This is a genomic window from Nitriliruptor sp. (genome assembly GCF_040882075.1).
Classification (GTDB): Bacteria; Actinomycetota; Nitriliruptoria; order Nitriliruptorales; family Nitriliruptoraceae; genus Nitriliruptor.
The window spans coordinates 1-2,250 of sequence record NZ_JBBEBZ010000169.1 but is presented as its reverse complement, the minus strand read 5'-3'; the positions used below and the strand labels follow the sequence as shown (position 1 = coordinate 2,250).

Genomic DNA, 2,250 nt, shown 5'->3' with positions numbered 1-2,250 from the left:
ACCTCAGCCGGATGACGCGGCAGGAGGCGATCGAACGCCTCAACGAGTACTGGGCCACGGGTCGTTGAGCGTGCTCCATCTCCCTGGTGTGGTCGTCCACAGCCGTGGAGCTGCCGGCGGCGTCGACGTACGCTGTCGACCGTAGGGTCCGTCGATCGACGCGAAGGGAGCCGCGATGTCCGTGCCGACCGCGACGGGCCTGACCTACGACGACCTTCAGCCCATGCCGCAGGACGATGGCCTCCGTCGCGAACTGATCGACGGGGAGCTGTTCGTGTCACCCTCACCGGTCCGCCGCCACCAGCTCGCGGTCATGGCGATCGGGTCGGCGTTCCACACCTACGTGCGTGCACACGGTGGCCTCGCGTTCCCGGCACCGATGGACGTGGTGTTCGCACCTGGCACGGTCGTCGAGCCCGACGTGGTCGTTCTCGGGTCCGACCGTGCTGCCGACCTTCGCGACGAACGGTTCATCGACGTCGTGCCCGACCTGGTCGTCGAGGTGTCCTCACCCTCGACCCGACGGCTCGACCTGATCAAGAAGCGACGGCTGTACGAGCGCGAGGGCGTCCCTGAGTACTGGTTCGTCGACCTCGACGCCGACGTGGTCGACGTGCACCGACTGGACGAGACCGCCCACTACGGCGACACCATCACCCTCGACGCGTCCGCGGACCTGACCTGCCTCGCGTTCCCCGACCTGCGGATCCCCGTCCGTGACGCCCTCGCCCGGTGACCAGCTACTACCTCACGCAGCGCGGGCACCGGTCGATGCGTGTCACCCCTGTCCCGACCGAGTCGAGCGTGTGCACCAGGTAGGGCCAGAGCGCGTCGTCGACGAGACGGTGCTGCTCTCGGACGCCACCGATCGCGGTCCGGCGCTGCAGCACCGTGGCGATCCCGCTCCGGTCGGCCGCACGGCACGAGAGGTAGCGCACGCCGTGCACACCCGCCGAGGCGTGGAAGAACCGGCCCCATGCTTGCGTGGTCTCGTACCCGACCGTGTCCAGGTCGGTGTCACCGAGCCGCGGGGACGCCCCGACCTGCGCGGCAGCATCCTGGTCGGTCAGGTCGAACAGGCGGGATGCCCTCGGTGCGCTGATCAGCGACCCGCGCCAGCGTGGGCAGACCTCGACCACTGTGCCCACGGCCGCGGCACCGCGTGCGAACACCTCGAGCGTGGAAACCTCGAACGCCAACGACCCGTAGAGCGCGTAGACGCCGTCGTGCTGCGCGGGAGGTCCGGCGGGGTGCGGATCGAACCGGTGCAGCGGTCCGAACGTCCGTGGCAGGTTCGCAGCCGTGGTGTTCGCGCTCGGGTGCCACACCCGCCAGTAGGGACCTGCCGGTGGCACGGTCTGAAGCCGCCCGGGGGTCCGTGCGGGCGGGTCCGGCAGCTGCGTAGCGGTCACGCGCCGTGGTGGGCTGCGACCGCCACGACCTGCTCGACGTCACCGTCGAGCAGTGCCTGGCGCGGCGTGCGGCCCACGAGGCCTGCGTTCGGGGCCACCACCCAGCTCGACAGCGACAGCGCCCGTCCGGGGAACACCGCCGCGACGCGCGCGATCCCCTCGAGCCGCCCGCGACGCGCCTCGGGGTCGAACTGCCACGCGGGCAACCGCAGACCTTCGGGACCGTCGAGCGCGAGAAGGTCGCTGTCCCGCAGCAGGTTGGTGATCTGGTTCGGCTTCACCCCGGCCCGCCGGGCGGCCTGCTCGCGGCTCAACCCGGTCGTGTACAGCTGCTCGCGGGCGGCCCACACCCGTGCCTCGTTGCGCAGGGTCGCAGCCCGTAGCTCGTCGCCACCGACCGCAGGCAGGCCGGGCAGCTCGCGCCGTGCACCGCTGGTCAGGGTCACGTCGAGATCGGTCATCGCGTCGAGGAACTCCCCGACCGCGTCGAGAGCGCGGTCGGGGAGACCGCGGACGCGCTCGAGGGTCTGCGCCCGGCTGGTGTGCGGTGCCATCTGTTCCACCTCGCTCCCCACCGGGGTCGACCGGCTCTCGCGGGTCTTCCCGCGTGGCCGAGTTGCTCTGTGCTAAATGTGGTCACAGCGTAACACAGGACTGCTACTGGAGCGGTCGTGGGCGTTCACGTACCCTGTGGCTCGTAGGTCCGCCGATCGACGCGAAGGGGAGCCGCGATGTCCGTGCCCACCGCGACGGGTCTGGCCTACGACGACCTTCAGCGCATGCCGCAGGACGATGGCCTCCGTCGCGAACTGATCGACGGGGAGCTGTTCGTGTCACC

General features: G+C 70.6%; 3 protein-coding genes. 1 reads left to right on the top strand and 2 read right to left on the bottom strand.

From position 1 onward, the window contains the following. Positions 1 to 175 precede the first annotated feature (175 nt). Positions 176 to 736: a Uma2 family endonuclease gene (locus WEB03_RS10855; protein ID WP_368070969.1), complete on the top strand. Its 561-nt coding sequence runs from the start codon at positions 176 to 178 to the stop codon at positions 734 to 736. A 7-nt stretch (positions 737 to 743) separates the two neighbouring features. Here the strand turns inward: WEB03_RS10855 and WEB03_RS10850 are convergent, their stop codons facing one another. Next, positions 744 to 1,355 (bottom strand): RES domain-containing protein, encoded by a 612-nt coding sequence (locus tag WEB03_RS10850; RefSeq protein ID WP_368070968.1) that lies wholly within the window; start codon positions 1,353 to 1,355, stop codon positions 744 to 746. 53 nt (positions 1,356 to 1,408) lie between these two features. Beyond that, complete coding sequence (locus WEB03_RS10845; protein ID WP_368070967.1) at positions 1,409 to 1,966, bottom strand: hypothetical protein; 558 nt, start codon at positions 1,964 to 1,966, stop codon at positions 1,409 to 1,411. Between the last annotated feature and the right edge of the window lie 284 nt (positions 1,967 to 2,250).